The organism is Xanthomonas sp. PPL134 (genome assembly GCF_040595915.1).
Lineage (GTDB): Bacteria > Pseudomonadota > Gammaproteobacteria > Xanthomonadales > Xanthomonadaceae > Xanthomonas_A > Xanthomonas_A indica.
In genome coordinates this window covers 79,745-105,284 of the sequence record NZ_JAMDLL010000005.1, presented here as the reverse complement: position 1 = coordinate 105,284, position 25,540 = coordinate 79,745, and the positions used below count along the sequence as shown (strand labels likewise).

The following is a 25,540-nucleotide window of genomic DNA, read 5'->3' as shown; positions in this document are numbered from 1 at the left end:
AATCGGGAATGGGGATTCGTGGAAGCGGGTTCCTGGCGCCGTTGCGGATTTTTCGCGGTGCCGGTGCCGGCTCGCGCCGGTTCACGGTTCTTCGCCCTCTGTACGTCATCGGCGCACGGTGGCCTGCGCCGCGGGTGCTGCTGCATGGTCGTTAGCAGGGCGCACGGCTAGCGCCCCGCGCTAGGCATCCTCGACCAGCGGCGGCAGCCGCCTGGGCACCGGCATGGATTTCACGATTGCGGTGTTGGTTTCGGCACGTTCGCTGACTTTCGCCAGGATGCTGTCCAGATGCTGGATGGTGCGCAGGTACAGCCGGCAGATGAAGCAGTCTTCGCCGGTCACCTTGTCGCATTCGACGACTTCCGGGATGCGCTGCAGCAGCTCCTCCACTAGGTGCAACTGCCCCGGCAGCGGCTTTACCCGCACGATCGCCTGCAAGGTGTAGCCGAGCGCGCGCGGGTCGAGCTCGACCGTGAACCTGGCGATCACGCCCTGGTGCTGCAACCGCCGCACGCGGTCGGCGGTGGCCGGCGCCGACAGGCCGATCTGCCGGGCCAGTTCGCTGATTGCCATGCGCGCGTCCTGCGCCAGCGCGCCGAGGATGGCGCGGTCGATCGCGTCGAGTGTGGCAACGATGGGTACGGAAAGGCGATTCTGCATAAAGGGATTAATTTCTGAGGCGATGTTCCTGGATGGCCTAAGTTTAAGCATGTTTTCGCAAAGTCGCGGTTTCTACAATGACGCCATCGGACACATTGAAAGGAACCGGGATGGCGTCCAACGAGATTCGCCGTGGTGCGGCCGAGATGGTCGTGGCCATGCTCATGTCCGGCACGATCGGCTGGCTGGTCGTGTCGTCGCGGCAATCGCCGGTCAACGTGGTGTTCTTCCGCTGCCTGTTCGGCGCCGCCACCCTGCTCATCGTCTGCGCGGCGCTGGGCCTGTTGCGACGCAAGGCGTTTTCGCCGCGGATGCTGGCGCTTGTGCTGCTCGGCGGCGTCGCGATCGTGGGCAACTGGCTGCTGCTGTTCGCCGCCTACGGCCGCGCCTCGATTTCGATGGCCACCGCCGTCTACAACACGCAGCCGTTCATGCTGGTCGGGCTGGGCGCGATCGTGTTCCGCGAGCGCATCACCGCCTCGACCGTGGCGTGGCTGGCGGTGGCCTTCGTCGGCCTGGTGGGCGTGGTGCGCATCGCGCCGGCCGTGCTCGCGGTGCCGGGCGAGTACCTGCAGGGCGTCGCGCTGGCGCTGGGCGCGGCGTTTCTGTACGCGGTGTCGTCGATCGTCACCAAGCACCTGAAAGGCACGCCGCCGCACCTGCTGGCGCTGCTGCAACTCGGCATCGGCATCGTGTTGCTGGCGCCGTTCGCGCACTTCGATGCCTTGCCGTCCCGCCCCGGCCAGTGGCTGGATCTGGTGGTGCTCGGCGTGGTCAACACCGGGGTGATGTATGTGCTGCTGTACGGCGCCATCCAGAAACTGCCCACGGCGATGATCGGGGCGCTGTCGTTCATCTATCCGGTGGTGGCGATCGCGGTCGATCGCATCGCCTTCGGGCAGTCGCTGGCGTGGACGCAGGTGCTCGGGGCGCTGCTGATCCTGCTGGCGGCGGCCGGGGTCAACTTCGGCTGGCGCGTGCTGCCGTGGCCGCGCCCCGCGCGGCCGACCATCGGCGACGTCGACACCGGACAACGCTAGCCGGCGTTCGCCACCGCCATAACGGCGGCGCTGCCCTGCGTTTGCGGGCACTGCTGGCGCACTGTCCCGTATCCGGGAGAGTGCTTCCGCCGGATCGGGATTTATCCATCACGATCCGGCTTCTACCCTGGGGGCCGTTTCCGCGCCCGCCGCGTGTCCAGGGAGTTCCCGTGTCGCCGATCATTTCCGTGCAACAGCTCACCAAGACCTACGCCGGGGGCTTCCAGGCGCTCAAGGGCATCGACCTGGAGATCCGCCGCGGCGAGATCTTCGCCCTGCTCGGCCCCAACGGCGCCGGCAAGACCACGCTGATCAGCATCGTCTGCGGCCTGGTCACGCCCAGCAGCGGCCGGGTGCTGGCCGATGGCCACGACATCGTGCGCGACTACCGCGCCGCACGCGCCAAGATCGGCCTGGTGCCGCAGGAACTGGCCACCGACGCGTTCGAGACGGTATGGGCGACGGTGCGCTTCAGCCGCGGCCTGTTCGGCAAGCCGCGCGACGACGCCCACCTGGAGCGGGTGCTGCGCGAGCTGTCGCTGTGGGACAAGCGCGGCAGCCGCATCTCCACCCTGTCCGGTGGCATGAAGCGGCGCGTGCTGATCGCCAAGGCGCTCGCGCACGAACCGTCCATCCTGTTCCTGGACGAACCCACCGCCGGCGTCGACGTGGAGCTGCGCCACGACATGTGGCAGATGGTGCGGCGCCTGCGCGAGCAGGGCACCACCATCATCCTCACCACCCACTACATCGAGGAGGCCGAGGACATGGCCGACCGGGTCGGCGTGGTCAACCGCGGCGAACTGGTGCTGGTGGAGGACAAGCGCACGCTGATGCGCAAGCTCGGCAAGAAGCAGCTGGCGCTGACCCTGCAGGCGCCGCTGCCGGCGTTGCCGCCGGCGCTGGCGACGCAGCCGCTGGAACTGTCCGCCGACGGCGCCACGCTGACCTACACCTACGACGCGCAGGCCGAGCAGACCGGCATCGGCCCGCTGCTGCGGCAACTGGAGGAGCAGGGCGTGGAGATCAAGGACCTGCAGTCCAGCGAGAGTTCGCTGGAGGAGATCTTCGTCAACCTGGTGCGGCCGGCGTCCGCCGCGGCGGAGGTGCGCGCATGAACCTGCACGCGATCGCCGCGATCTACCGTTTCGAGATGGCGCGCACTTTCCGTACGCTGACCCAGTCCATCGCCTCGCCGGTGCTGTCGACCTCGCTGTACTTCGTGGTGTTCGGCGCGGCGATCGGCTCGCGCATGGGCGCCATCGACGGCATCAGCTACGGCGCCTACATCATCCCGGGGCTGGTGATGCTGTCGCTGCTCAGCGAAAGCATTTCCAACGCCTCCTTCGGCATCTACATGCCGCGCTGGGCCGGCACCATCTACGAGGTGCTGTCGGCGCCGGTGGCGTGGTGGGAGGTGGTGATCGGCTACGTCGGCGCGGCGGCGAGCAAGTCGGTGCTGCTGGGCCTGCTGATCCTGCTCACGGCGCGCGCCTTCGTGCCGTACGAGATCGCCCATCCGCTGTGGATGTTCGGCTTCCTGGTGCTGACCGCGCTGACCTTCAGCCTGTTCGGTTTCATCATCGGCGTGTGGGCCGACGGCTTCGAGAAGCTGCAGGTGATCCCGTTGATGGTGATCACGCCGCTGACCTTCCTCGGCGGCAGCTTCTACTCGATCAACATGCTGCCGCCGCTGTGGCAGAAGATCAGCCTGTTCAACCCGGTGGTGTACCTGGTCAGCGGCTTCCGCTGGGCGTTCTACGGCAAGGCCGACGTGCACATCGCGGTCAGCGTGGGCATGACCCTGGCGTTCCTGGCGCTGTGCCTGGGCGTGATCTGGGCGATCTTCCGCAGCGGCTACCGGCTCAAGCCCTGAGGCGGTCGGTCGCCGAGGGCCGCGAGGTGCGGCCAGGCACCGCGATGTGCCGGCGGGCGCCGTGCCTGCCGGCGATCGCGCTTACTTGGCGTCGAGCCAGAAGGCTTCGACCTGGCCCTTGACCTTCATGGTCATGGGATTGCCGCGGCGGTCGCGCGCCTTGCCGACCTGCACGCGGATCCAGCCTTCGCTGATCGAGTACTCCTCGACGTTGTCGCGCTCCACGCCGTTGAAGCGGATGCCGACGCCGCGCGACAGCGTCTCGGCATCGTGGAACGGGCTCTGCGGGCTGACCGCCAGGCGGTCGGGGGGCGTGTCGGACATCGTGGTGGCTTCGCGTGGCGGCGGACAGCGCCGTCTTCCGGGCTGCGAAGGATAAACGCCCGCGGCGCCGTTGCCGAGTTCCGCGCTTCCGTCGTCGCGCCGGGCGCGGCACACTGGCGCTCCCCGTGATGCCCGATGCGCCGCCATGCCCGACAACAGCGCCGACTACGACGATCCCGACGACCTGTTCGACGACGACGACGATCCGGATACCCAGCAGGGCCTGATCTGGAATCTGCTGCTGCTGATCAATCCCGGCGACGAGGAAAGCGCGCTGCGCCAGTTCGACGCCTACCGCGAGGCCGCCGGCGAAGCCGAGCGCGAGGACGCGGACTGGCTGTGGACGCTGAAGGACGCGATCGACTGGCGGGCGGGCTTCTACGTCGACGGCCACGACCGCGAGGCGCTGATCGGCGCGATCGACGAACTGGCCGCGCGCTGGAACCTGCGCATCGACTGGGGCGGCGACATCGACGACGCCGACTTCCTGGAGGAGCACGACAGCGCCTTGCTGCTGGCGGTGGCCTACGACCGCCTGCGCGAGCACGGCTACAGCATCTGGTGCTGGGACGCCGGCAGCGAGATCCGCGCCGGCTGGATGGCGCTCAGCCGCGACGACCAGGACATGCAGCGCCTGGCGGCAATCCTCGGCATCGACCTGCGCCCGGGCAGCGATCCGTTCTAGGCATCCCTCGCTGCGCATCGGTGATTGGTGTTGCGGCCTTGCATGTCAGGCACCGCAGCGTCCTGTGGGCGCGATTTCAGTGGCGATGCGTGCAGTGTTTGGAGGTTCTGGCGCCGGATGCAGTCGGGACTGACGTCCCTCCCACAGTGCACCCAGCAGCTTGCCGCCAGCGCCCTGTAGGAGCGGCTTCAGCCGCGACGAACGAAGTCGCGATCGCACCGCCCATGGTGAATGTTGGGGCTGAAGCCCCCTGCAGTGCGCCAGAACGTATCCGCAGCTCCCTGTGGGAGCGACTTCAGTCGCGACGCGCAGAGCCGTCAGACGTAGCCGTGCCGGCCGCTGCCGGAAGCGCTGGCCCAGTGCACCCGCACGCCCGCGCCGCCGCCATCACGCTTCAATCGGCCTCGCCGCGCGCCTGCGCACGCGCATTGCGGATCAGCGCCTTCAGCAGTTCGCGGTCGCTGTGCCGCGAGACCGGCAGCGCGCCCAGGCGGATCGCTTCGTCGCGCAGGGCGGCCGGCACGTCGTAGTGCGCGCCGCTGAGCTTGTTCTGGAAGGCGCGGCGGGGAATGCCCAGCCGCGCCGCCATGGCGTGCAGTTCGTCCAGCGTGTCGGCGAGCAGGTGGCCCCAGCGCTGGCCGCGCCAGGGATGCACCGCATCGTCGATGTAGACCGCCATCGGGTCCGGTCAGGCCGGCTTGTGCGTGCCGTCGGCGTCCGCCGCGGTGTCAGGCGCCGCGCTGCTGTCGGCCTGCGCCGGCGCGGCATCGCCGGTCTCCGTCGCGGCGTCCGCGTCGGTCTCGTCCTCGGCCGCATCCTCTGTCGCGCCATCGCCCGTGGCGAACTCGGCGACCAGTGCGTCCAGGTACTCGGCCGGGGTCTGGCCGGCCTCGGCCGCCAGCGCGTCGATCATCTGCTGCAGCTGCGTCGAGTATTCGAGGGTGATGGTGTTGCCTTCCTGCTCCTGCAGGTTGGCCAGGTGCTTGAGCATCGCCAGCATCGGCACCGGATTGTCGGCATTGCCCATGGTCTGGCCGCCGACCGCCAGCAGCCACTGGCGGCCCTGCAGGCCGATCGCGGCCAGCACGCGGCCGCTCTGGTCCTGCAGCACGGCGTGGTTGGCGATGGGCTGCTCGCGGCCCAGGCGGGCGAAGGGGCGCGACGGCTGCTGCTTCTTGCGCTTGTCGCGCTTGGCTTTGGATTGCGTGGACACGGCGGTCTCGTTGGCGAAGTGGCGGCCATTGTAAGCGCCGCGCCGTGTGCGGTCCCGCCGGGCCATCGCGGCGCGGCCGCCGGCGCTGCGCCGGGTGCCGCGATCAGCGTGCGCTGGCCGCCTCGGTCCCGCCGCTGCCGGCGGCGGCCGTCACCGGTGCCCCGCCGTTGATGCTGCGCAAGGCGTCGCGTGCGGCGGCGGCCGCCGCCTCCGGCGAGGTCGTGCGCGGTTCGGCGATCTGCACCGAGACCTTGGCCGGCGTCGCCGCCGGCGCTGCTGCCGACGCAGCGCCGGTGGTGGCGGCAGGTGCGGCGGCGGGCGCTGTCTTGCCGGCGGCCGGCGCCGCGGCCGCCTCCGTCGCCGCCGCGCTGAGGTCCGGCACCTTGGTGTCGGCGTCGGGCTGCACGGTGCCCAGGGCGACGCTGTGGTCGCCATCGGCCGTGGCCGCGTCCTCGGCATCCTTGGTCATCACCACGATGCTGATGCGGCGGTTGATCGGATTGTTCGGCACCTGCTTGTCGAACAGCACCGACGAGGACAGCCCGACCACGCGCGAGACCTTGTCCTCGCCCATGCCGCCGGCGACCAGTTCGCGGCGCGCGGCGTTGGCGCGGTCCGCGCTCAGCTCCCAGTTGCTGTAGCCGTTCTTGGTGCTGTACTGGGTGACGTCGGTGTGGCCGGTGATGCTGATGTGGTTGGGCACCTGGTTGATGAAGCCGGACAGCTCGTGGAGGATGCCGCGGGTGTAGGGCTTGAGCACCGCACTGCCGAGGTCGAACATCGGCCGGTTCTCCTTGTCCACGATCTGGATGCGCAGGCCGTCCGGGGTCAGGTCCAGCAGCAACTGGTCCTTGAACGGCTCCAGCGCCTGGCTCTTGTCGATGGCTTCCTTCAGCTCCTGCATCAGCGTCTCCAGGCGCTCCTTTTCCTTCTCGCGCTGGCTGCTCTTGCTGTCGTCGCCCTTCAGGCTCTTGCTGCCGAACGGATCCTTGTTGTTGCCGCGCTGCATCTCGCCGGCGCCGCCGAGCTTGATCATCGAGGTGCTGGCGCCGCCGGGGCCGGCCATGCCGGGGCTCGGCGCCGGGCTCTTGCCGGCCAGCGGGCTGGGGTTGCGGAAGTACTCGGCGATCGCCGCGCGCTGTTCCTTGGTGGTGGCCGCGACCAGCCACAGCACCAGGAAGAACGCCATCATCGCGGTCACGAAGTCGGCATAGGCCACCTTCCACGCGCCGCCGTGGTGGCCGCCGCCCTGGACCTTCTTGACCCGGCGGATGACGACGGTGGGCTTGGTCTCGGCCATGACTGCGTTACTTGATCGTCTTCAGGTGCGTTTCGAAGTCGGCGAAGCTCGGCCGCACGTCGGTCGGCAGGGTCTTGCGCGCGAATTCGAGGGCGATCTTCGGGTTGTAGCCGCGCAGGCAGGCCAGCAGTGCGGTCTTCACCGATTCGAAGATGCGGCTGTCCTGCTCGGCGCGCGCTTCCATCGCCGCCGACAGCGGCGCGACGAAGCCGTAGGCCAGCAGGATGCCGAGGAAGGTACCGACCAGCGCCGCGCCGACGTGGTGGCCGATTTCCTCGATCGGGCCGCCGATCGAGCCCATGGTGATGACGATGCCCAGCACCGCGGCGACGATGCCGAACCCGGGCAGGCCGTCGGAAACCTTGCTCAGCGCATGCGCCGGCGCCATCGCTTCGTGGTGGTGCTTCTCCAGTTCCAGTTCCAGCAACGGTTCCAATTCGTGCGGCTCGATGTTGCTGCCGATCATCAGGCGCAGGCAGTCGGTGATGAAGTCGAGCAGGTGGTGGTCGGCCAGCACCTTGGGGTAGTTGCCGAAGATCGCGCTGTCGGCCGGACGCTCGACGTGGTCTTCCAAAGCCATGAAGCCGTCGCGGCGCGCCTTGTTCAGCAGTTCGTAGATCAGGGTCAGGGTGCTGCGGTAGTCGTCGGCCTTGTACTGCGGGCCCTTGAATACGCCCAGCACGCCGCCGATGGTGGCCTTGACGATCTTGCCCGGGGTGCTGACCAGGAACGCGCCCAGCGCCGCGCCACCGATGATCATCAGCTCGTAGGGCTGCCACAGTGCGCCAAGTTTGCCGTGCGACAGCACATAGCCGCCGACCACGCTGATGATGACGACGATGAAGCCAACGATGATGAGCATGGCGGAGCAGCCTGCGGGCCGGAACGGGGACGCTCTAGATGTCGGCCCCGCGGCGCCATTCTGAAGGTGTGAACCGTGCCGGGTTTTTGGCGGCGCAGGCGGCGGACCGGGGGCTCAGCCGGTGATGCCGCTGTCGTGGCGGACGCATTTGAGCGTCTCGCCCAGGCCCGCCAGGGTCAACGTGGCCTGGTCCGGCTGTGACTGCCAGAAGGTATTGCCCAGCGCGTCGGCGTAGCGCGCGCCGGTGGCGGCGCCGGCGTCGGTGCGCTGCATGTCCAGGCGCGTCCCGCGGACCTGCAGGGCCAGGCGCTCGCGCGCCGGATCGGCCGCCGCCTGCACCAGTTCCTCGCCGCAGCGCCACTGCATGGGCAGGGCATCGGCCTGCAGGCCGGGGGCGGCGGTGGGCGACGGCGTGGCCGCTGCGGGCGCGGCCTGTGCCGGCGCCGGGGCGGGACTGCGCTGGCAGGCGCCCACGGCGAGCGGCAGGAGCAGAAGGGGAAGCAACGGGGTTCGCATACCGGTGGTCTCCCTGTGGCGGCGCGTCCGCGCCGGAATCAGGCCGGTTCGGTCTCGCCGCCGCCGCGGTGCAGCGGGTTGGGCAGCGCCTGGCCCTGTTCGGTGAACTGCAGCGAGACCGAATTCAGGCAGTGGCGCTCCCCGCTCGGCGGCGGGCCGTCCGGGAACACGTGACCGAGATGGCTGTCGCAGCGGGCGCAGACGATCTCGGTGCGGATCATGCCGTAGCTGGTGTCGCGCAGCTCGCGCACATGGTCGGGGTGGTAGGGCGCGAAGAAGCTCGGCCAGCCGGTGCCGGAATCGAACTTGGCGCTGGAGCGGAACAGCGGCAGTCCGCACAGCCGGCAGGTGTAGACGCCTTCCAGCTTGTTGTCCAGGAACACCCCGCAGAACGGCGCTTCGGTGCCGTGCTGCAGCAGCACCCGGCGTTCCTCCGCGTTCAGTCCGCCGATCAGCTGCTCGCGCTCGGCAGCAGTGGGAGGCGTGAGGTCGAATCGGCTCATGGCGGGGCCCGGGCTGGAAGAGGGGAAAACAACATGAGGGCTGTACGGGGCGGATCAAGCGCGCCGGGGCCGCGTCGACGCGGCGCGGTCGATGCGCTAGCGTGAACGCCTCTTCCCGGCGCGTCGACGGAGCCATCGTGAATCGCTTGCTGCCCTGCGTTGCCATCGCCCTGCTCGTGCCGGCGCTCGCCGCCGCGCAGGCGCTTCAACCGGTGCCCGGCGCACCGGCCAGCAATCGCGACGCCAATACCCTGCAGTCTGCGCCGCCGCCACCGCCATCGATGGCCAGCCGTCTCGACGAGCGCCCGCCGGCGTCGGCCTCCGCTCCCAAGGCGACGCCAGTCCCCTCCAACCTGGACGACCGGCCGCAGGGGCAGGCCAAGCGCAAGCGCGCGGCTAGCCCGGCGGTGCCGGCCGCAGTCGCCGATCCGGCCGCGCGCCGCCCGGTGCGCCTCTACGACCGCAGCGGCCAGGTGATCCCCGGGGCGATGCAGGTCGGGCCGAACCGCGCGCTGGACACGCGCACCGGCCGTTACTACGACACCGTGCCCAGCGGCGACGGAATGCGCATCCAGGACTGAGGCGCCGCCGCGCGGGCGGCGAACGCGTGGCGAACGCCGCGTGGCCGCCATCCTCACAAATCGGTTTCTAGACTGGCGGACCGGCCGCGATGTGCGCGGCGCCATGTTCGCCAGGAGAACCGATGAGCAAGCTTCCCGACAACACCCTGATCGTCGTCGCCGACCGCACCAGCGCACGCCTGTTCCGGGTCAACCTGGCGGGCGAGACCGCGCTGCTGGAGCAGACCGAAGTGCTGAACCCGACGCCGATCGAAGGCGTGGAGGACGGCGACCGGCCGATGACCATGGATGAGGCCGGGTTCGTGCGCCAGGTGGCCGAGCGCCTGTACCAGGACGCCCTGCGCGGCGATGTCGAACACTTGATGCTGGTTGCCGACCCGCACACGCTGGGGCAGTTGCGGCCGCTGCTGCACAAGGAGGTCCAGAAGCGGGTGGTGGCCGAACTGGCCAAGAACCACGCCAATTCCTCGCGCGACGACCTCGAGAAGCTGCTGGTCTCCTGACCTGCACCCCGCGCGAAACGCTCAGTCGGCGATCGGCAGGCTGAGCGTTTCCTTCACTTCTTCCATCACGATGTAGCTCTTGGATTCGCGCACGTGCGGCAGGGTCAGCAGGGTGCTGCCCAGCAGCTTGCGGTAGGACGCCATCTCGCTGATGCGGGCCTTGAGCAGGTAGTCGAAGTCGCCCGAGACCAGGTGGCACTCGAGCACGTTGGGCAGCTTCAGCGCGGCGCGGCGGAATTCCTCGAAGATGTCGCCGGACTTGTAGGCCAGGCTGATCTCCACGAACACCAGCAGGCTGGCCTTGAGGTAGTGCGGGTCCAGCCGCGCGTAGTAGCCGGTGATGGCGCCGTCACGTTCCAGCCGGCGCACCCGCTCGGTGCACGGGGTGGTCGACAGGCCGACCCGCTCGCCCAGTTCGGTGAAGGAGATGCGCCCTTCCTGCTGCAGGATGCGCAGGATCTTGCGGTCGATCTTGTCCAGTTCGCGGAGGCGTGTGGCCATGCGGGCGGGTCTCAGGGGTTTGGCCTGCCAGGCCGGTAGAAATCAGGGGAAAATCCTGGGTTGCGCTGCCTATACTGCACCGAACTTCTGCCCTGGCGCCATCCAGCCAGGGAATTGATCCGAACGGAGTAGGCGCATGCGGGTTCTGGTTCTCGGCAGCGGTGTGATCGGCACGGCCACGGCGTGGTATCTGGCCCGCAACGGCTGCGAGGTGACGGTGGTCGACCGCCAGCCGGCGGCCGGGCTGGAGACCAGCTACGCCAATGCCGGGCAGGTCTCGCCCGGCTACGCGTCGCCGTGGGCGGCGCCCGGGGTGCCGCTGAAGGCGCTGAAATGGCTGTTCCAGCGCCACGCGCCGCTGGCGATCACGCCGACCGCGGACCTGCAGCAGTACCTGTGGCTGGCGCAGATGCTGCGCAACTGCACCGCCGAGCGCTATGCGATCAACAAGGCGCGGATGGTGCGCCTGTCCGAGTACAGCCGCGACTGCCTGGACCAGCTGCGTGCCGAGACCGGCATCGCCTACGAAGGCCGCCAGCTCGGCACCACCCAGTTGTTCCGTACCCAGCAGCAACTGGACGGCGCGGCCAAGGACATCGAGGTGCTGCGCGAGTACGGCGTGCCCTACGAACTGCTGGACCGTGCCGGCATCGCCCGGGTCGAGCCGGCCCTGGCCAGCGCGCCGGCGACCCTGGTCGGCGCGCTGCGCCTGCCCAACGACCAGACCGGCGACTGTCGCCTGTTCACCCAGCGCCTGGCGGCGATGGCCGCCGCGGCCGGCGTGCAGTTCCGCCAGGGCGAGACCATCGAAGCCCTGCAGGTCGACGGCGACCGCATCGACGGCGTGCGCATCGGCGGCCGGCTGGAGCGCGCCGACCGCTACGTGGTCGCGCTGGGCAGCTATTCGCCGGGCCTGCTGGCGCCGCTGGGCATCCGCCTGCCGGTGTACCCGCTGAAGGGCTATTCGCTGACCCTGCCGATCCGCGACGCGGCGCTGGCGCCGACCTCCACCATCCTCGACGAGAGCTACAAGGTGGCGATCACCCGCTTCGACGAGCGCATCCGCGTCGGCGGCATGGCCGAACTGGCCGGCTTCGACCTGTCGCGGCCGGCACGGCGCCGCGCCACCCTGGAGAAGGTGGTCAACGACCTGTACCCGCGCGGCGGCGACCTGGCTGCGGCCGAGTTCTGGACCGGGCTGCGCCCGGCCACCCCGGACGGCACGCCGGTGGTCGGCGCCACCGGCTACCGCAACCTGTTCCTCAACACCGGCCACGGCACGCTGGGCTGGACCATGGCCTGCGGCTCCGGCCGCTACCTGGCCGACCTGATGGTCTCGCGGCAGCCGCAGATCAGCGGCGAGGGCCTGGACATCTTCCGTTACTCCCGCGGTTCCGCCGCGTCCGTTGCCGAGGCCGTCGCGTGCGCCCAGCCCGTGCATTGATCGACCTCGACGCGCTGCGCCACAACTACCGCCTGGCCCGCCGGCTGAGCGGCGGCAAGGCACTGGCGGTGGTCAAGGCCGATGCCTACGGGCACGGCGCGGTGGCCTGCGCGCGCGCGCTGGACGGCGAGGCCGACGGCTTCGCGGTGGCCTGCATCGAGGAGGCGCTGGAACTGCGCCAAGCCGGCATCGCCGCGCCGATCCTGTTGCTGGAAGGCATCTTCGACGCCGAGGAACTGCCGCTGGTCGCCGAACACCGGCTGTGGTGCGCGGTGGCCTCGCCCTGGCAGGTGGAGGCGATCGCCGCCTTCGCCGCGCCGCAGCCGCTGTGCCTGTGGCTGAAGCTGGACAGCGGCATGCACCGGCTGGGCCTGGCGCCGGACGAATTCCGCGCCGCGCATGCGCGGCTGAGCGCGCTGCCACAGGTCGAGCGGCTGGTGCTGATGAGCCACTTCGCCCGTGCCGACGAACTGGACAGCGCGCGCACGCGCGAGCAGGTGGAGGTATTCCGCCAGGCCACCGCCGGCCTGGTCGGCGAGACCAGCCTGTGCAACTCGCCGGCGCTGCTCGGCTGGCCGGAGTTGCGCAACGACTGGGGACGGCCGGGGCTGATGCTGTACGGCGCCGACCCCTTCGCCGCGGCGGCCGCGCTGCCCGGCGAACTGCGTCCGGTGATGACCCTGCAGTCCAGGATCATCTCCGTGCGCGACATCGCACCGGGCGAGCCGGTCGGCTACGGCGCGCGCTTCGTCGCGGCGCGGCCGACCCGGGTCGGCGTGGTGGCGATCGGCTATGCCGACGGCTATCCGCAGTTCGCGCCCAATGGCACGCCGGTGCTGATCGACGGCGCCCCTGGCGAGCTGATCGGGCGCGTGTCGATGGACATGCTGACCGTGGACCTGACCGAGCACCCGCAGGCCGGGCTCGGCAGCGAGGTGCAGTTGTGGGGCGCGCAGCCGCGCATCGATGCGCTGGCCGGGCGCTGCGCGTCCAGCGCCTACCGGCTGCTGTGCGGCCTCAAGCGCGCGCCGCGGGTCTACCTCGGCGCGTGAGCCCTGCCTGACGGCGCCGGCGCGCTGCCGGCGCCGCGCGTGCGGCTCAGCGTTCGGCGACCGCGCTGTCCTTGCGGAACTGGCGGCGCAGCCAGTCGTCGAGCATGCGCTTTTCGTAGCGCAGCGGATCGGTGCTCAGGCCGACCGAGCTGTTGTACAGATAGCTCGGGTCCATCAGCTTCGGCTGGCCCTGCGCCAGCACCTGGCCGTCGGCGCCGTACAGGGTGAAGTCGAGGCTGATCCGCGGCGGGTACAGGTCGCGCATCACCCGCACGTCGTTCCAGTTCGGACCGTGCCAGGGCTCGTAGTCGCCGGCGCGCTTGATGTCGGTCAGGGTGATGTCCAGGCGTTGGCCGGGCTGCAGTTGCTTGGCGGCCTGCTTCTGCAGGTAGGCGGCCAGGTCCTGCACCCAGTCGCCGCGTTCGGCTTCCCAGCGGTTGCGGCTCTGCCGCAGTTCGCTGAAGGTGGCTGGATCGGTCCAGCTGACTTGGACCGGGCCGTCGCTGGCGAGGCTGCGCGGGGCCTGCGGGTCGGTGACGTTGCGGATCTCGGCGGAGGCGCCGCCCGCCCACAGGCAGGCAGCAGCCAGTGCCGTCCAGGCATAGCGGATCTTCATGGCGGATCTCCAGGAGGCGTACGCCCAGTGTGTGCCTCTGCCGGCGCGCCTGCAATCGCGGCGAGGCGCGCGGCGGCGAGCGTTGGCCGCCGATTCATCCGCTGCGGCATGACGGACGGCTCACATCGCCTCGCCGCCTGCTTCACGGTGCGCGCGCGAGGATGGAGGCCACTCGAGTGACGCGGGGATCGCATGAAGACGCCGTTGTTCCACCAGGCCCACACCGGCAGCGATGTGCGCCTGCAGTTCATCGACTGGGCCAAGCGCCACGGGCACAGCCCGGCCAGCGGCGCGGCCGCCTTCGTCGAACACCAGGCGAACCTGGACGATGCGGCGCGGCAGTTGCGCCTGAACCCGGGCGATGACGTGCGCCAGCTGTTGCGGCGTTACCTGGTCTCGCTCGGCGAGGCGCGGGACGTGGCCGTGCAGTTCCCGCCCAGCTATCACTACCGCAGCCCGCAGGGGCAAAGCTTCCGCTACACGCTGACGCTGGTGCTGGCCGAGCACGGCGTGGAGTGGAAGGCGCGGGTGTGGACTGGTCTGGAATACCTCGGCCTGATCGTCGGCCGTGGTGCCGGCCCGCGCGCCAACTACACGCGATTGGCGCGGATGGCGGTGGAACACGAGCTCGCCAGCGACGCGCCGCGGTTCACGCTCGGCTGAGCAATTCAGGAACGTTGTCATGTCCGTTGTCAGTGCGCCCGAGCGCCCCGTGGTCCCCGAGGAATGCCGCCGGCAATGTCGACAGCTGGGGGCGGCACGCGTGCAGCAGTTGCTGGAGGCCTCGCCGCCGCCACCGTGGCGCGAGGAAGCCGAGCGCTGGCTGGAAGAGCAGGCCTTGCGCAGCGCGCGCCTGACGCAGTGGATGGTCCTGGCCGGCATCGGCCTGTCGCTGCTGGGCATCGTGTTGGTGGTCGCTTTCTTCTGGTAAGCCAGGTCGGGGCAGGCGGGAGCGGACGCCGCGGCTTGACGGCAGCGGAGTGGCTTAACAAGATGGGGGTTCCGCCTTGCCGTTCCTAACGCGCGGTTGTTGCGCCGCGGATGTCGGGCGTCGACTTCATCCGTTGCCGTAGGCCGCTTTCAGAGCTACTCCGTCATGCATGCAAGCCCAGACTCCTCCTCGTCTTCGTTCGCGCAGGCGACGGACCTGCAGTACCGCGAAATCTTCGACAAGATCGATTCCGGCTTCTGCGTGATCCAGATGCTGTTCGAGGGCGAGCGCGCGGTCGATTACGTGTTCCTGCAGGTCAATCCGGCCTTCGAGCGCGAGACTGGCCTGCGCGACGTGGTGGGTCGGCGCATGCGCGACATCTCGCCCACCCACGAGGAGCACTGGTTCCAGCGCTACGGCGAGGTGGCGCTGAGCGGCCGTTCGGCCAAGTTCGAGAACTTCGCCACCGCGCTGGATCGCTGGTGGGCGGTGGATTCGTTCCGCGTCGGCGCGCCGGAACTGCGCCAGGTCGCGGTGCAGTTCCTCGACATCACCGAGCGCAAGCGGATGGAGCGCGACCTCGCCGAGAGCGAGGCGCGCTTCAGCGCACTGGCCGAGGGCCTGCCGATGCCGGTATGGGTGCTCGACGCCCAGGGCGAACTGCGCTTCACCAACACCGCCTATGCCGAGTTCTTCGGCATCGATCTGGACGCCGACGGGGCGCGCCCGGGCTGGGGCGACGTGCTGCATCCGGAGGACGTGGGCGTGTTCGCCTACGAACTGCGCAGCGCGCTGCACGACCAGCGCAACCTGCGCGCCCTGGTGCGCGCGCGCCGCCACGATGGCGAATGGCGCTGGTTGGAAATGACCGCGATGCCGCGCTATTCCGCCGAGGGCCAGTTCATCGGCCTGGCTGGCAGCAGCCCGGACGTCACCGAGCGCCGCGACATCGAACTGGCGCGCGAGCAACTGCTGGAATCCGAGCGCAGTGCGCGCAACGCCGCCGAGAGCATGGCGCGGCTGAAGGACGAGTTTCTGGCGACGCTGTCGCACGAACTGCGCACGCCGCTGACCACCATCCTCGGCTGGAGCGATCTGCTGCTGCAGCGGCTGCCGCCGGGCGACCCGAGCAGCAAGGGCCTGTCGGTGATCGCCAGCAGCGCGCGCGCGCAGCAGCGGCTGATCTCGGACATGCTCGATCTCAGCAGCATGCTGCTGGGCAAGGTGCAACTGGAAGTGGAGGCGCTGGACCTGGCCGAGCAGGTGCGCGAGGCGATGCGTGCGCAGGAACCGGTGGCCGAAGGCAAGGACCAAGCGCTGACCCTGCAGGCGCCCTCGCAGCCGTGCATGGTGCTGGGCGACGCCACGCGCCTGCAGCAGGTGTTCTGGAACCTGTTGTCCAACGCGATCAAGTTCACGCCTGCGCACGGGCGCATCGCGCTGGCGATCGACCTCGAGGACGATGGCGAGCACGTCAGCGTGGCGGTGCGCGATTCCGGCGACGGCATCCCGCCGGAATTCCTGCCGCATCTGTTCGGCCGCTTCCGCCAGGCCGACAGCACCACCACGCGCCTGCACGGCGGCCTGGGCCTGGGCCTGGCGATCGTGCAGCAACTGGTGGAGATGCACGGCGGGCAGATCAGCGCGGCCAGCGAAGGCCGTGGCTGCGGCTCGGTGTTCACCGTGCGCCTGCCGCTGCACCGCGACGCGCCGGGCTCGCGCCCGCTGCGCGAAGTGCGCGCGTTCGCGATGGCCGAGCAGGTGGTCGAGGCGTATTCGCTCAAGGGCGTGCGCCTGCTGGCGGTGGAGGACCAGCCGGACATGCTCGATTACCTGCGGCGCCTGCTCGAGGAGCAGGGCGCCGACGTGGTCGCGGTGGGCTCGGCCAGCGAGGCGCTGGAGGTGCTCGACGGCGGCGGCCATGCCGCGATCGATGTGATGGTCACCGACATCGGCATGCCGGGCATGGACGGCTATGGCCTGATCCGCACCGTGCGCGAGAACATGGGTCTGGGCGCGGACGAATTGCCGGCGGTGGCAGTGACCGCGCTGGCGCGTGCCGATGATCGCCAGCGCGCGCTGCAGTCCGGCTTCCAGGAGCACCTGGCCAAGCCCTACAGCGTGGCGCAACTGGTCTCGGCGGTACGCTTCGCGCGGCAGCGCTAGGGCAGCTGCGCTCTTGCCCGCCGGCTCACGCCGGCGGCGCTACGGTGGAACGTCCCTCGCACGGAGTCCACCGATGACCAAGTACGCCAAGCGTGTCCACACCGACCAGGCGCAGATCCAGGCACTGGAAGAACTGGCCAAGCAACTGCCGGAGCAGTCCAACGTGCGCATCGAACTCGAAGACGGCAGCACCTTCCTCGGTACGGTGACGATCCGTCCCAGCATCCAGCTGTTCCGCGATGCCAACGAGCAGGAAGGCAGCAATGCGCAGGTGCGCATCGACGGGCTGGACGATCCCGCCGAGCACCACTACCTGTGGCTGGACGAAATCCGCAGCGTGCGCCAGCTGCCGGCGCGGCCCTGGGACATCGATCCGCGCGGCGACGCCTCTTGACGCATCTTTCACTTTTTCCGGGCCATGGCTGGGCATCATCGGGGTTCCCCCGTGTTCCCGGATATCCAAGACGCATGGCCATGTCTTCGCCGATTCGTGCCCGTTGGGTGTTGTGTGCGCTCAGCGCCGCCCTGCTCGCCGCCTGCGGCGACACCGCCAAGCACCCCATCGAGGACGGCATGGGACCGGATCCGGTGCTGCCCGATCCGGTCAAGCGCATGATCCCCACGGTCCAGATCGCCGAGGTCAAGCGCTGGGCCGATGGCGCCGCGCCGGTGCCCGCCGCCGACCTGGCGGTGCAGGCCTTCGCCCGCGACCTCGACCATCCGCGCTGGCTGTACGTGCTGCCCAACGGCGACGTGCTGGTCGCCGAGACCGCCGAGCCGCCGGCGCCGGAAAAGGAGAGCAGCGGCCTGCGCGACAAGATCCAGGGCGCGATGATGTCCAAGGCCGGCGCCACCGTGCCCAGCGCCAACCGCATCACCCTGCTGCGCGATGCCGACGGCGACGGCGTCGCCGAGGTACGGACCCAGTTTCTCAAGGGCCTGTATTCGCCATTCGGCATGGCCCTGGTCGGCGACCGCCTGTACGTGGCCAACGCCGACGCCCTGGTCAGTTTCCCGTACAAGGACGGCGATACGCAGATCACCGCCGCGCCCAGCTTCGTCGCCAACCTGCCCGGCGGCATCAACCACCACTGGACCAAGAGCCTGCTGGCCAGCCGCGACGGCAAGAAGCTGTATGTGGGCGTCGGCTCCAACAGCAACGTCGCCGAGAACGGCATGGAGCAGGAGCTCAACCGCGCCGCGATCCTCGAGGTGGACGCGGCCAGCGGCGCCACCCGCGTGTTCGCCAGCGGCCTGCGCAATCCGGTCGGCCTGGCCTGGCTGCCGGGCACCGACACGCTGTGGACCGTGGTCAACGAACGCGACGAACTCGGCAGCGACCTGGTGCCCGATTACCTGACCTCGGTGCGCGAGGGCGGCTTCTACGGCTGGCCGTACAGCTATTACGGCCAACACGTGGACGAGCGCGTGCAGCCGCAGAATGCGGAGATGGTGGCCAGCGCGATCAAGCCCGACTATGCGCTGGGCGCGCACACCGCCTCGCTGGGCCTGGCCTTCTACGAGGGCGCGCTGTTGCCGCCGACCTACCGCGGCGGTGCCTTCATCGGCCAGCACGGCTCCTGGAACCGCGATCCGCCGTCCGGCTACAAGGTGATCTATGTGCCCTTCGCCAACGGCAAGCCCAGCGGCAAGCCGCAGGACGTGCTGACCGGCTTCCTCGACGCCGAGGGCCGCGCGCAGGGCCGCCCGGTCGGCGTGGCGGTGGACAAGCCCGGCGCGCTGCTGGTCGCCGACGACGTCGGCAACGTGGTGTGGCGGGTGACGCCGAAGCCGGGCAAATGAGCGGCAGCGGGCGTGACGTCCGCTGCGCCAATCCGCACCGATCGTAGCGGCGTCTTGGTTGCGACCGGGGCTAGCTGATGAAGAGCGCTCGCGGCTGAAGCCGCTCCTACAGAAGACCGGGTCGAGGTGGCGCGTCCCAGGGTCCATGATCCCGCGTCGCGTCTCTGGCTGCAGGCGCAGCGGTGTCCTGCGGGATGCACCGGCGTAGGAGCGGCTTCAGCCGCGACGGTTGCACGCAAATGCCGTCGCGGCCGACGCCGCTACCGCACTGGACTTGTTCGGCGTTTCTGCCGTCGGAATCGCGCCGATGCCGGCGCGCGATCACACAGCCTGTCATGGCCGTCGCAGGAACGGCTTCAGCCGCGACCTGGGCATTCCTGGGGAGGCCCGGTCGCGGCTGAAGCCGCTCCTGCGTATCGCGTGTGGGTGTACTGGGTTACTGCCCGGTATCAGTGCTCCACCGGTGCCGGCTCCACGCCGAAACGGCGGGCGTAGCCGCGTTCGTTGAACACGCGCTCCACTTCGGTATCGCCCAGTTCCGGGGCCGCGTAGACGGCGTAGACCACGCTGCCGTCGTCGCGTGCGCCGCGCTGGTGCAGCCGGTAGCGCGGACGTCCGGTGCCGGTGTTCTCCGGGTAGTGCAACGGCGGCTGGCTGCCATCCAGGTCCACTTCGCTGTTGTCGACGACGCCGCCGATGAACACTGCGCGCATGCTGCCTCTCCGGTCATTGGGTGCCTTGCAGCCTAGGCGCGGCGATGTTGCCGAAACATCAATGATGCGTTGGATTCGCGCAAAACCGGGCTCGCCGCCCGCTGCCGGTAGAATGCGCGTCCCTGTTCCGAAGACAACGCCCGATGCCGGCCGCGCAAGACGCCCCTCTCGAGACCCTGTTCCTGCCGTTCGCCCAAGGCGTGCTGCGCTGGCCGGCCGGCAAGGTGCTGTTCCTGCGCGCCCGCGACGGCTGGGCGCTGCGCCAGCACGCGCAGCCGCCGCACCTGGTCTGCGAGCAGGACTACCGCCCGTTCGCCAGCGCGCTGCAGCAGGGCGGCTGGACGGTGCGCGCCGAACAAGAGGGGGATGCCGATGCCGGCGGCTACGCGCTGGTGCTGGTGCTGCCGCCGCGCCAGCGCGAGGAGGCGCGGGCGTTGCTGGCGCGTGCCGTGGCGCTGGCCGCGCCGGGCGGCGTGGTGGTGGCCTGCCAGGCCAACAACGAGGGCGCACGTTCCGGCGAGGACGACCTGCAGCACCTGGCCGGCCTCGGCGGCAAGCTGACCAAGCACCACTGCCGGGTGTACTGGACCGCGCCGTTGCAGGGCCGCCACGACGCCGCGCTGCAGCAGCGCTGGGCGCGGCTGGATGCGGTGCGGCCGATTTTGGACGGGCGCTTCCGCAGTCGCCCCGGCGTGTTCGCCTGGGACCGCATCGACCCGGCCTCGGCGCTGCTGGCCGAGCACCTGCCCGCCGACCTGCGCGGCCGTGCCGCCGACCTCGGCGCCGGCTACGGCTATCTATCCGCGGAGTTGCTGGCGCGCTGTCCGCAGCTGACCGCGCTGGACCTGTTCGAGGCCGACGCGCGCGCGCTGGCATTGTCGCGTGCCAACCTGGCGCAGGCGCCGGCCGGGGTGGCGCTGGGATTCCACTGGCACGATGTGACTACCGGATTGCCCGGGCAGTACGACGTCATCGTCAGCAACCCGCCGTTCCATGCGCCGGGGCGGATGGAACGGCCGGACATCGGCCGGCGCTTCATCGCGGTGGCGGCGCAGGCGCTGGTGCCGGGCGGGCGGCTGTTCCTGGTCGCCAACCGGCATTTGCCCTACGAGGCGGTGCTCGACGCCAGTTTCGGCGAAACCGAGGTGCTCGCCACCCGCGACGGCTTCAAGCTGATCCACGCGGTGCGCAGCCGCGCCGGAGCGCGCCGATGAAACTGGTCAAGCACCTGGCCAACCTGGGCTACGGCAGCCGCAAGCAGGTGGCGCTGATGTTCCGCGAAGGCCGCATCACCGATGCCGACGGCGAGGTGCTGTACGCCGACGACCAGGTGCCGCACGCGGCGATCCGGGTCGACGGCGAACCGCTGGATCCGCCGCCCGGGCTGATCCTGGCGCTGCACAAGCCGGTCGGCTACACCTGCTCGACCAAGGATCCGGGACGCATCGTCTACGACCTGCTGCCGCCGCGCTTCCGCCTGCGCTCGCCGCTGCTGTCCACGGTGGGGCGGCTGGACCGCGACACCAGTGGCCTGCTGCTGATGACCGACGACGGCGCGCTGCTGCATCGCATCGTCTCGCCGAAGGCGCGGCTGGCCAAGGTCTACGAGGCCACCCTGGCCGAGGACCTGCGCGGCGACGAAGCGGCGCAATTCGCCAGCGGCACGCTGATGCTCGACGGCGAGACCACGCCGTTGCTGCCGGTGGAACTGGAGACGCTGGGGACGCGTCAGGTGCGCGTCGCCCTGCACGAAGGCCGCTACCACCAGGTGCGGCGCATGTTCGCCGCCGTCGGCAACCACGTGGCGGCGCTGCACCGCAGCCGCATCGGCGGTTTCGGCCTGGGCGATCTGCCGTCGGGGCAGTGGCGGGTGCTGGAGGCGGCGGACGTGGCGGTGCTGTTCGAGGGCCGGGATTAGGGATTGGGGTCGAGGGCGGGGATTAGGGATTGGGGATTTGGGATTCGTAAAAGCGGGATCCGCCGCCGTGCTTGAGCATGGCGGTTTTGCCAATCCCGAATCCCGAATGCCTAATCCCGGCCGTCAAGCGCCCGCTTCCAGCCCTCCAGCCCCAGCTTCTCCAGGGTCTGGAGATTGCGCTCGACGATCACGTCCGCGTCCGGGAAGGCGGCCACGGCGCGTTCCACGCTGTCCTCGCGCAGCAGGTGCAGGGTGGGGTAGGGCGCGCGGTTGGTGTAGTTGCCGATGTCGTCCGGCGCGGTGCCGGCGAACTGGTACTGCGGATGGAAACTGGCCACCTGCAGGATGCCCTGCAGGTCCAGCGCCTCGACCGCGGCGTCGGCGTTGTCGAGGAAGTCGTTGTAGTCCAGGAAGTCCTGCAGCACGTCCGGGTGCACGATCAGGGTGGTGTCGATCTGCTCGGCCGGCGTGTCGCGCAGCAGCACCAGTTCCTCGGCCAACTGTTCGAGCAGCGCCTCGGGCGTGCTCGCATCGCTGAGCACGTAGCGGATCTGCTGCTTGACGTGCACGGCCTTGGCGAACGGGCACAGGTTCAGGCCGATCACCGCGCGTTCCAGCCAGCGGCGGGTGTCGCCCAGGTAGTCGGGCGCGTCGCCGGGGATTTCGTCGTGCATCGGTCGCTGCAGTGGCCTAGGGGAGGTGCAGGCGATTGTAGGCGGTGTCCAGCCACGCCGGCGTTTCCGCGTACATCGCGCGGATCAGCTGCTTGATCAGCGGCAGCAGTTCGGAACTGTCGTTGCGGCGGTGGCTGAGGATGATCGGTGAGGTGGCGTGTTCGTCGTCGAGCAGGCGGTAGTGCAGGTCGCGGCGCAGCACCCGCACCGAGGCCGGGATGACGCACAGGCCCATCTCCGCGGCGACCAGGCCCAGTGCGGTCTGCAGTTCGCGCACCTCCTGCACTGCCAATGGGCGAATGCCGCGGTCGCGCAGCAGCGACAGCACCTGGTCGGCAAAGCTCGGCCGCGGCTGGCTGGGGTACACGATCAGGCGCTGCGCGGTGAGCGCGTCCGGCGCCAGCGGGGCGTCGGACGCGGCCAGCGGATGCTCCATCGGCAGCGCGACCACCAGGCGTTCCTCGCGCAGCACGAAGCGCTCCACCATGTCGTCGTCGTGGCGGATACGGCCGATGCCCAGGTCGATGCGGCCGGTCTTCAGCGCCTCGATCTGCTCGCCGGACATCAGTTCCAGCAGACGGATGTCCAGTTCCGGGCGCTGTTGGCGCAGGCGCCGCACCAGCATCGGCAGGCCGCCGTAGAGCGCGGAGGCGACGAAGCCGATCGCAAACACACGCTGCTCGCTGCGGCCGATCCGGCGCGCGGCGTCCTGCATCTGCTCGACCCGGCCCAGCACCTGCAGCGCTTCCTCGTAGAACAACTTGCCGGCGTCGGTCAGCCGCAGCGGGCGGCTGCTGCGCACGATCAGGCGCGTACCCAGTTGCTCCTCCAACTGCTGGATCTGCCGGCTCAATGGCGGCTGCGCGATGTGCAGCAACTCGGCGGCGCGGGTGAAGTTGCGCTCGCGGGCGACGGCGACGAAGTAGCGGAGTTGGCGCAGGTCCATCGGAGGTTGGTGCTCGTTCGGGTATGTTGCGCCGCAATAAACGCAGGAATGAAGCGGTTCGCACGGACAAAATACCAAAAAGGTATGGAGCGAGACCAACAGAGTCTTGGACGTGGTCGCGCGGCCGGCGCAGTGTGGTCCGCATGGACCCGTCGCCGATCCCCAACCGCCGCACCGCCCCCACCGTCGAGCGCGTCGAGACCCTGCTGCTCGACCTGCCGACCATCCGTCCGCACCGCCTGTCGGTGGCGACCATGCAGGGGCAGACCCTGATGCTGGTGCGCCTGCACTGCTCCGACGGCGTGGTCGGCCTGGGCGAAGGCACCACCATCGGCGGCCTGGCCTACGGCGCGGAAAGTCCGGAAGGCATGAAGCTGGCGATCGACCGCTACCTGGCGCCGCTGCTGGCCGACGCGGACGCGACCGCCGTGCAGGCGCTGATGCAGCGCATCGGCAAGCAGGTCAGGGGCAATCATTTCGCCAAGTGTGCGGTGGAGACGGCGCTGCTGGACGCCCAGGGCAAGCGCGTCGGCCTGCCGCTGTCCGAGTTGCTGGGCGGGCGCCTGCGCGAGCGCCTGCCGGTGGCCTGGACCCTGGCCTCGGGCGACACCGCGCGCGACATCGCCGAGGCCGAGCACCTGCTGGACCTGCGCCGGCATCAGGTGTTCAAGCTGAAGATCGGCGCGCGGCCACCCGCCGAGGACATCGCCCACGTGGCCGCGATCAAGCGTGCGCTGGGCGCGCGCGCGGCGGTGCGGGTCGACGTCAACATGGCCTGGAGCGAGGCCGAGGCGGTGCGCGCGCTGCCGGCGCTGGCCGATGCCGGCTGCGAGCTGGTCGAGCAGCCGGTGGCCTCGCGCGAGGCGATGCAGCGGTTGATGCAGCGTTTCCCGCTGGCGTTGATGGCCGACGAGATCCTGGCCGGGCCGGAGAGCGCGTTCCTGGCCGCGCGGGCGCCGGCGGCCGACGTGTTCGCGGTGAAGATCGAGCCGTCCGGCGGGCCGATCGCCGCGCAGAAGGTCGCCGCCATCGCCGAGGCGGCCGGCATCGGCCTGTACGGCGGCACCATGCTGGAAGGGCCGATCGGCACCATCGCCTCGGCGCAGGTGTTCGCCACCTTCCCGCAGCTGCAGTGGGGCACCGAACTGTTCGGGCCACTGCTGCTGACCGAGCACCTGCTGACCGAGCCCCTGCGCTACGCCGACTTCCACCTGCAGCTGCCCACCGGCCCCGGCCTGGGCATCGCGCTGGACGAGGCGCAAGTGCAGGCCTTCCGCCGCGATCGCGGCCGCAGCGTGGTGGCGGTCGGTGCCACCGTGGAGGACTGACCATGCTGTTCCACGTGACCATGGACGTACAACTGCCCGCCGACATGCCGCCCGAGCGTGCCGAGCAGCTCAAGCGCGACGAAAAGGCGCGCTTCCAGGACCTGCAGCGCGACGGCCGTTGGCGGCACATCTGGCGGGTGGTCGGGCAGTACGCCAACGTCAGCATCTTCGACGTGGCCGACAACGCCGAACTGCACGCGCTGCTGCTGTCGCTGCCGTTGTTCCCCTACATGCGCATCGCGGTCACCCCGCTGTGCCGCCACCCCTCGTCGCTGTACGAGGACGATCGCTAGTTCCGCTGCGGACGCTCCCTCGGGAGGGGACGTGTCTCGGCCGCCATCGCCACCACGAGAAAGGAAGGGCATCACCATGAGCGTCAAGATCTTCGCCACCCCCGATGTGCAGGCGTTCCTGCGCCAGGTCAGCGGGCTGGACATGCCGGGCGGCACGCCACGGGTGAAGCAGATCGTGCACCGCGTGCTGTCGGATCTGTTCCGCAGCATCGACGAGTTGGAGATCACGCCGGACGAGTACTGGGCGGCGATCGCCTGGCTCAACGACCTGGGCGCGGCCGGGCAGGCCGGCCTGATCTCGCCCGGGCTGGGCCTGGACCACTTCCTGGACCTGCGCCTGGATGCCATCGACGCGGCACTGGGCATCGACAATCCGACCCCACGCACCATCGAAGGACCGCTGTACGTGGCCGGCGCGCCGGTGGCGCACGGCTTCGCCCGGCTCGACGACGGCAGCGACGCGAACGGCCACACCCTGATCATGCACGGCACCGTGTACGGCGCCGACGGCCGCCCGCTGCCCGGCGCGACGGTCGAGGTCTGGCACTGCGACACGCGCGGCTTCTATTCGCACTTCGATCCCACCGGCAAGCAGGCGCCGTTCAACATGCGCCGCACCATCATTGCCGACGACAACGGCCAGTACCGCTTCCGCAGCATCGTGCCCAAGGGCTACGGCGTGCCGCCGGGCAGCCCGACCGAACGGTTGCTGTTCGCGCTCGGCCGGCATGGCCAGCGCCCGGCGCACATCCACTTCTTCGTCGGCGCCGACGGCCACCGTAAGCTGACTACGCAGATCAACATCGCCGGCGACCCGCTGGTCGACGACGACTTCGCCTATGCCACCCGCGACGGCCTGGTGCCGGCGATCGTGGAGCACCGCGATCCGGCCAGCATCGCCGCCAACAGCGTGGACGGTCCGTTCGCCGAGATCGCCTTCGATTTCCACCTGACCCCGCTGGTCGACGGCGTCGACAACCAGGCCAATCCGGCGCGCCGCCGCGCGGCCGCCTAGCCGACCGCGCACCGCGGCCACATCGCGGCCGCGGCGCAGCATCCAACGCCGTCTTCGGTTTCTGGCACCCGCTGCCG

31 protein-coding genes are annotated in these 25,540 nt (G+C 69.9%); 18 read left to right on the top strand and 13 right to left on the bottom strand.

The features are described 5' to 3' along the window. Nucleotides 1-180: 180 nt before the first annotated feature. Nucleotides 181-660, bottom strand: a complete 480-nt coding sequence (locus tag M3U25_RS11990) for an Lrp/AsnC family transcriptional regulator (RefSeq protein WP_355501435.1) — start codon at nt 658-660, stop codon at nt 181-183. A gap of 110 nt (nt 661-770) precedes the next feature. Between M3U25_RS11990 and M3U25_RS11985 the strand changes: the two genes are divergently transcribed. The 3 genes from M3U25_RS11985 (at nt 771) to M3U25_RS11975 (ending at nt 3,576) form a co-directional block, all read left to right on the top strand. Continuing rightward, entirely contained in the window at nt 771-1,700 is a 930-nt protein-coding gene (locus tag M3U25_RS11985) for a DMT family transporter (RefSeq protein WP_355501191.1), read from the top strand. A gap of 170 nt (nt 1,701-1,870) precedes the next feature. Continuing rightward, complete coding sequence (locus tag M3U25_RS11980) at nt 1,871-2,818, top strand: ABC transporter ATP-binding protein (protein WP_355501194.1); 948 nt, start codon at nt 1,871-1,873, stop codon at nt 2,816-2,818. Next, nucleotides 2,815-3,576, top strand: coding sequence for an ABC transporter permease (locus M3U25_RS11975; protein WP_355501197.1), 762 nt, complete (start codon nt 2,815-2,817; stop codon nt 3,574-3,576). The genes M3U25_RS11980 and M3U25_RS11975 overlap by 4 nt, the downstream gene beginning before the upstream one ends. Nucleotides 3,577-3,657: 81 nt before the next feature. Here the strand turns inward: M3U25_RS11975 and M3U25_RS11970 are convergent, their stop codons facing one another. Beyond that, complete coding sequence (locus tag M3U25_RS11970) at nt 3,658-3,900, bottom strand: DUF3297 family protein (RefSeq protein WP_048492240.1); 243 nt, start codon at nt 3,898-3,900, stop codon at nt 3,658-3,660. Between the two features lie 145 nt (nt 3,901-4,045). Between M3U25_RS11970 and M3U25_RS11965 the strand changes: the two genes are divergently transcribed. Continuing rightward, on the top strand, nt 4,046-4,585 hold the full coding sequence (locus tag M3U25_RS11965; protein ID WP_355501201.1) for a hypothetical protein: 540 nt from the start codon (nt 4,046-4,048) through the stop codon (nt 4,583-4,585). A 394-nt stretch (nt 4,586-4,979) separates the two neighbouring features. Here M3U25_RS11965 and M3U25_RS11960 read toward each other — a convergent pair whose 3' ends face one another. The 6 genes from M3U25_RS11960 to msrB all read right to left on the bottom strand — a co-directional run bounded on the left by M3U25_RS11960 (nt 4,980) and on the right by msrB (nt 8,979). Next, complete coding sequence (locus tag M3U25_RS11960; protein ID WP_355501204.1) at nt 4,980-5,264, bottom strand: DUF4031 domain-containing protein; 285 nt, start codon at nt 5,262-5,264, stop codon at nt 4,980-4,982. A 9-nt stretch (nt 5,265-5,273) separates the two neighbouring features. Next, complete coding sequence (locus M3U25_RS11955) at nt 5,274-5,798, bottom strand: hypothetical protein (RefSeq protein ID WP_355501217.1); 525 nt, start codon at nt 5,796-5,798, stop codon at nt 5,274-5,276. Nucleotides 5,799-5,901: 103 nt separating this feature from the next. Next, nucleotides 5,902-7,098 (bottom strand): flagellar motor protein MotB, encoded by a 1,197-nt coding sequence (gene motB / locus M3U25_RS11950; RefSeq protein ID WP_355501220.1) that lies wholly within the window; start codon nt 7,096-7,098, stop codon nt 5,902-5,904. 7 nt (nt 7,099-7,105) lie between these two features. After that, nucleotides 7,106-7,960 carry a flagellar motor stator protein MotA gene (gene motA / locus M3U25_RS11945; protein WP_160946263.1) on the bottom strand — a complete coding sequence of 285 codons (855 nt, stop codon included), beginning with the start codon at nt 7,958-7,960 and terminating at the stop codon, nt 7,106-7,108. A gap of 114 nt (nt 7,961-8,074) precedes the next feature. Then, the gene (locus M3U25_RS11940; protein WP_355501224.1) at nt 8,075-8,476 is read right to left on the bottom strand and encodes an MliC family protein; all 402 of its coding nucleotides are present in this window, start codon (nt 8,474-8,476) and stop codon (nt 8,075-8,077) included. A 38-nt stretch (nt 8,477-8,514) separates the two neighbouring features. Further along, complete coding sequence (msrB, locus tag M3U25_RS11935; RefSeq protein WP_242159634.1) at nt 8,515-8,979, bottom strand: peptide-methionine (R)-S-oxide reductase MsrB; 465 nt, start codon at nt 8,977-8,979, stop codon at nt 8,515-8,517. Nucleotides 8,980-9,116: 137 nt separating this feature from the next. On the opposite strand from msrB, the gene M3U25_RS11930 reads away from it, so the two are divergent. Both M3U25_RS11930 and M3U25_RS11925 read left to right on the top strand, forming a co-directional pair. Continuing rightward, complete coding sequence (locus tag M3U25_RS11930) at nt 9,117-9,560, top strand: hypothetical protein (RefSeq protein ID WP_263391592.1); 444 nt, start codon at nt 9,117-9,119, stop codon at nt 9,558-9,560. A 122-nt stretch (nt 9,561-9,682) separates the two neighbouring features. Beyond that, entirely contained in the window at nt 9,683-10,063 is a 381-nt protein-coding gene (locus M3U25_RS11925; RefSeq protein ID WP_242159637.1) for a host attachment protein, read from the top strand. A gap of 21 nt (nt 10,064-10,084) precedes the next feature. Here the strand turns inward: M3U25_RS11925 and M3U25_RS11920 are convergent, their stop codons facing one another. Next, nucleotides 10,085-10,564, bottom strand: a complete 480-nt coding sequence (locus tag M3U25_RS11920) for an Lrp/AsnC ligand binding domain-containing protein (protein WP_242159638.1) — start codon at nt 10,562-10,564, stop codon at nt 10,085-10,087. Nucleotides 10,565-10,700: 136 nt separating this feature from the next. Between M3U25_RS11920 and M3U25_RS11915 the strand changes: the two genes are divergently transcribed. Beyond that, entirely contained in the window at nt 10,701-12,008 is a 1,308-nt protein-coding gene (locus M3U25_RS11915) for a D-amino acid dehydrogenase (protein WP_355501230.1), read from the top strand. Beyond that, nucleotides 11,987-13,060, top strand: coding sequence for an alanine racemase (gene alr, locus M3U25_RS11910; RefSeq protein WP_355501233.1), 1,074 nt, complete (start codon nt 11,987-11,989; stop codon nt 13,058-13,060). The genes M3U25_RS11915 and alr overlap by 22 nt, the downstream gene beginning before the upstream one ends. Nucleotides 13,061-13,106: 46 nt before the next feature. Here the strand turns inward: alr and M3U25_RS11905 are convergent, their stop codons facing one another. Next, nucleotides 13,107-13,676 (bottom strand): DUF3016 domain-containing protein, encoded by a 570-nt coding sequence (locus tag M3U25_RS11905; protein WP_355501236.1) that lies wholly within the window; start codon nt 13,674-13,676, stop codon nt 13,107-13,109. A gap of 192 nt (nt 13,677-13,868) precedes the next feature. On the opposite strand from M3U25_RS11905, the gene M3U25_RS11900 reads away from it, so the two are divergent. The 5 genes from M3U25_RS11900 (at nt 13,869) to M3U25_RS11880 (ending at nt 18,576) form a co-directional block, all read left to right on the top strand. Further along, entirely contained in the window at nt 13,869-14,339 is a 471-nt protein-coding gene (locus tag M3U25_RS11900) for a hypothetical protein (protein WP_160946270.1), read from the top strand. 19 nt (nt 14,340-14,358) lie between these two features. After that, on the top strand, nt 14,359-14,607 hold the full coding sequence (locus M3U25_RS11895; RefSeq protein WP_242159643.1) for a hypothetical protein: 249 nt from the start codon (nt 14,359-14,361) through the stop codon (nt 14,605-14,607). Between the two features lie 165 nt (nt 14,608-14,772). Further along, nucleotides 14,773-16,773 (top strand): ATP-binding protein, encoded by a 2,001-nt coding sequence (locus M3U25_RS11890; RefSeq protein ID WP_355501240.1) that lies wholly within the window; start codon nt 14,773-14,775, stop codon nt 16,771-16,773. 73 nt (nt 16,774-16,846) lie between these two features. Further along, a complete protein-coding gene (locus M3U25_RS11885; protein ID WP_160946272.1) occupies nt 16,847-17,167 on the top strand; it encodes a DUF3247 family protein in 321 nt (106 codons plus the stop codon). A gap of 74 nt (nt 17,168-17,241) precedes the next feature. After that, nucleotides 17,242-18,576: a sorbosone dehydrogenase family protein gene (locus M3U25_RS11880; RefSeq protein WP_355501245.1), complete on the top strand. Its 1,335-nt coding sequence runs from the start codon at nt 17,242-17,244 to the stop codon at nt 18,574-18,576. A 449-nt stretch (nt 18,577-19,025) separates the two neighbouring features. On the opposite strand, the gene M3U25_RS11875 is transcribed toward M3U25_RS11880, so the two are convergent. Next, nucleotides 19,026-19,289 (bottom strand): hypothetical protein, encoded by a 264-nt coding sequence (locus tag M3U25_RS11875; protein ID WP_017908770.1) that lies wholly within the window; start codon nt 19,287-19,289, stop codon nt 19,026-19,028. A 143-nt stretch (nt 19,290-19,432) separates the two neighbouring features. On the opposite strand from M3U25_RS11875, the gene M3U25_RS11870 reads away from it, so the two are divergent. After that, a complete protein-coding gene (locus M3U25_RS11870) occupies nt 19,433-20,503 on the top strand; it encodes a class I SAM-dependent methyltransferase (RefSeq protein ID WP_355501250.1) in 1,071 nt (356 codons plus the stop codon). After that, nucleotides 20,500-21,207 carry a pseudouridine synthase gene (locus M3U25_RS11865; RefSeq protein ID WP_242159648.1) on the top strand — a complete coding sequence of 236 codons (708 nt, stop codon included), beginning with the start codon at nt 20,500-20,502 and terminating at the stop codon, nt 21,205-21,207. Before M3U25_RS11870 ends, M3U25_RS11865 begins: the two co-directional genes overlap by 4 nt. A gap of 110 nt (nt 21,208-21,317) precedes the next feature. Here M3U25_RS11865 and M3U25_RS11860 read toward each other — a convergent pair whose 3' ends face one another. Together M3U25_RS11860 and M3U25_RS11855 are read right to left on the bottom strand one after the other, a co-directional pair. Next, a complete protein-coding gene (locus M3U25_RS11860; RefSeq protein ID WP_242159650.1) occupies nt 21,318-21,881 on the bottom strand; it encodes a DUF1415 domain-containing protein in 564 nt (187 codons plus the stop codon). Between the two features lie 16 nt (nt 21,882-21,897). After that, a complete protein-coding gene (locus tag M3U25_RS11855; protein WP_355501255.1) occupies nt 21,898-22,827 on the bottom strand; it encodes a LysR substrate-binding domain-containing protein in 930 nt (309 codons plus the stop codon). A 143-nt stretch (nt 22,828-22,970) separates the two neighbouring features. On the opposite strand from M3U25_RS11855, the gene M3U25_RS11850 reads away from it, so the two are divergent. From M3U25_RS11850 to catA, 3 genes are all read left to right on the top strand, one after another. Next, nucleotides 22,971-24,155 carry a muconate/chloromuconate family cycloisomerase gene (locus M3U25_RS11850; protein WP_355501258.1) on the top strand — a complete coding sequence of 395 codons (1,185 nt, stop codon included), beginning with the start codon at nt 22,971-22,973 and terminating at the stop codon, nt 24,153-24,155. A gap of 2 nt (nt 24,156-24,157) precedes the next feature. Continuing rightward, the gene (gene catC / locus M3U25_RS11845) at nt 24,158-24,448 is read left to right on the top strand and encodes a muconolactone Delta-isomerase (RefSeq protein ID WP_242159655.1); all 291 of its coding nucleotides are present in this window, start codon (nt 24,158-24,160) and stop codon (nt 24,446-24,448) included. 76 nt (nt 24,449-24,524) lie between these two features. Beyond that, nucleotides 24,525-25,463: a catechol 1,2-dioxygenase gene (gene catA, locus M3U25_RS11840; RefSeq protein ID WP_355501262.1), complete on the top strand. Its 939-nt coding sequence runs from the start codon at nt 24,525-24,527 to the stop codon at nt 25,461-25,463. Nucleotides 25,464-25,540 lie beyond the last annotated feature (77 nt).

What these genes read in the sequence shown, in the direction of transcription:
- M3U25_RS11990 (WP_355501435.1), bottom strand. Translation starts at nt 660, where the DNA reads ATGCAGAATCGCCTTTCCGTACCCATCGTTGCCACACTCGACGCGATC.
- M3U25_RS11985 (WP_355501191.1), top strand. Translation starts at nt 771, where the DNA reads ATGGCGTCCAACGAGATTCGCCGTGGTGCGGCCGAGATGGTCGTGGCC.
- M3U25_RS11975 (WP_355501197.1), top strand. Translation starts at nt 2,815, where the DNA reads ATGAACCTGCACGCGATCGCCGCGATCTACCGTTTCGAGATGGCGCGC.
- M3U25_RS11970 (WP_048492240.1), bottom strand. Translation starts at nt 3,900, where the DNA reads ATGTCCGACACGCCCCCCGACCGCCTGGCGGTCAGCCCGCAGAGCCCG.
- M3U25_RS11965 (WP_355501201.1), top strand. Translation starts at nt 4,046, where the DNA reads ATGCCCGACAACAGCGCCGACTACGACGATCCCGACGACCTGTTCGAC.
- M3U25_RS11960 (WP_355501204.1), bottom strand. Translation starts at nt 5,264, where the DNA reads ATGGCGGTCTACATCGACGATGCGGTGCATCCCTGGCGCGGCCAGCGC.
- motB (WP_355501220.1), bottom strand. Translation starts at nt 7,098, where the DNA reads ATGGCCGAGACCAAGCCCACCGTCGTCATCCGCCGGGTCAAGAAGGTC.
- motA (WP_160946263.1), bottom strand. Translation starts at nt 7,960, where the DNA reads ATGCTCATCATCGTTGGCTTCATCGTCGTCATCATCAGCGTGGTCGGC.
- M3U25_RS11940 (WP_355501224.1), bottom strand. Translation starts at nt 8,476, where the DNA reads ATGCGAACCCCGTTGCTTCCCCTTCTGCTCCTGCCGCTCGCCGTGGGC.
- msrB (WP_242159634.1), bottom strand. Translation starts at nt 8,979, where the DNA reads ATGAGCCGATTCGACCTCACGCCTCCCACTGCTGCCGAGCGCGAGCAG.
- M3U25_RS11925 (WP_242159637.1), top strand. Translation starts at nt 9,683, where the DNA reads ATGAGCAAGCTTCCCGACAACACCCTGATCGTCGTCGCCGACCGCACC.
- M3U25_RS11920 (WP_242159638.1), bottom strand. Translation starts at nt 10,564, where the DNA reads ATGGCCACACGCCTCCGCGAACTGGACAAGATCGACCGCAAGATCCTG.
- M3U25_RS11915 (WP_355501230.1), top strand. Translation starts at nt 10,701, where the DNA reads ATGCGGGTTCTGGTTCTCGGCAGCGGTGTGATCGGCACGGCCACGGCG.
- M3U25_RS11905 (WP_355501236.1), bottom strand. Translation starts at nt 13,676, where the DNA reads ATGAAGATCCGCTATGCCTGGACGGCACTGGCTGCTGCCTGCCTGTGG.
- M3U25_RS11900 (WP_160946270.1), top strand. Translation starts at nt 13,869, where the DNA reads ATGAAGACGCCGTTGTTCCACCAGGCCCACACCGGCAGCGATGTGCGC.
- M3U25_RS11895 (WP_242159643.1), top strand. Translation starts at nt 14,359, where the DNA reads ATGTCCGTTGTCAGTGCGCCCGAGCGCCCCGTGGTCCCCGAGGAATGC.
- M3U25_RS11890 (WP_355501240.1), top strand. Translation starts at nt 14,773, where the DNA reads ATGCATGCAAGCCCAGACTCCTCCTCGTCTTCGTTCGCGCAGGCGACG.
- M3U25_RS11885 (WP_160946272.1), top strand. Translation starts at nt 16,847, where the DNA reads ATGACCAAGTACGCCAAGCGTGTCCACACCGACCAGGCGCAGATCCAG.
- M3U25_RS11880 (WP_355501245.1), top strand. Translation starts at nt 17,242, where the DNA reads ATGGCCATGTCTTCGCCGATTCGTGCCCGTTGGGTGTTGTGTGCGCTC.
- M3U25_RS11875 (WP_017908770.1), bottom strand. Translation starts at nt 19,289, where the DNA reads ATGCGCGCAGTGTTCATCGGCGGCGTCGTCGACAACAGCGAAGTGGAC.
- M3U25_RS11870 (WP_355501250.1), top strand. Translation starts at nt 19,433, where the DNA reads ATGCCGGCCGCGCAAGACGCCCCTCTCGAGACCCTGTTCCTGCCGTTC.
- M3U25_RS11865 (WP_242159648.1), top strand. Translation starts at nt 20,500, where the DNA reads ATGAAACTGGTCAAGCACCTGGCCAACCTGGGCTACGGCAGCCGCAAG.
- M3U25_RS11860 (WP_242159650.1), bottom strand. Translation starts at nt 21,881, where the DNA reads ATGCACGACGAAATCCCCGGCGACGCGCCCGACTACCTGGGCGACACC.
- M3U25_RS11855 (WP_355501255.1), bottom strand. Translation starts at nt 22,827, where the DNA reads ATGGACCTGCGCCAACTCCGCTACTTCGTCGCCGTCGCCCGCGAGCGC.
- M3U25_RS11850 (WP_355501258.1), top strand. Translation starts at nt 22,971, where the DNA reads ATGGACCCGTCGCCGATCCCCAACCGCCGCACCGCCCCCACCGTCGAG.
- catC (WP_242159655.1), top strand. Translation starts at nt 24,158, where the DNA reads ATGCTGTTCCACGTGACCATGGACGTACAACTGCCCGCCGACATGCCG.
- catA (WP_355501262.1), top strand. Translation starts at nt 24,525, where the DNA reads ATGAGCGTCAAGATCTTCGCCACCCCCGATGTGCAGGCGTTCCTGCGC.